This is a genomic window from Longitalea luteola (assembly GCF_017356035.1).
GTDB lineage: Bacteria > Bacteroidota > Bacteroidia > Chitinophagales > Chitinophagaceae > Niastella > Niastella luteola.
Genome location: NZ_JAFIQX010000039.1, coordinates 1 through 602, shown reverse-complemented (window position 1 = coordinate 602; position 602 = coordinate 1). Strand labels below are relative to the sequence as shown.

1 protein-coding gene is annotated in these 602 nt (G+C 51.2%); it reads right to left on the bottom strand.

Features of this window, described 5'->3' with window-relative positions; genetic code table 11:
* A partial coding sequence (locus tag JUB15_RS28320; RefSeq protein ID WP_207516122.1) for a hypothetical protein occupies positions 1 to 602 on the bottom strand: 602 nt, incomplete at both ends.

The window sequence follows — 602 nt, the reverse complement described above, 5'->3', positions numbered from 1 at the left end:
GCCTGATATAACATAAGACGCATCCTGCTCACGCCGCATATGCGCATAATATCCCCTGCCGGTTGAACGGGCCGTATCACTGCCGAACTGCTCCAGCCGGAAACACCATACTTCACTATTGGCTATAGGCATTAAATTACTTTTGGCCGTCACCCGCCAGGCATACAACTTACTGGTGTCCAGCTCAGCCAGCGATAAGGGATATGGTAAACTGGTTACTGAAATATTCGATTGCAAAAACAAAGGAATATTCTGCTGAATAGCATCTGCACCGCTTTGGGTTGACTGCACTTCTACCAGCACCAGGTCGTACAACAGGTTGCTGAACAAATGATGGGGTGTTGGCGGCAGCCAGGTAAACAGTGGGCGGCGCGACACTACGCGGTCGCTATCGCCGGGTTGCAGTAATTGCGGCGCACTGATGGGCTCTACTTCTGCCGTTACACATTCATCGGCCAGCTCTTCGGTGCCGTCTTTGGTTACGCGACTCAGGGTATAGCAAATATTAAATACACCTACCGGTAAAAATCCATTGGGATTCGCGTCTACCGCATATCCGGCGCCTGCCGTATAGGTAAGCGGCCCTACATTACTGGCAGTAA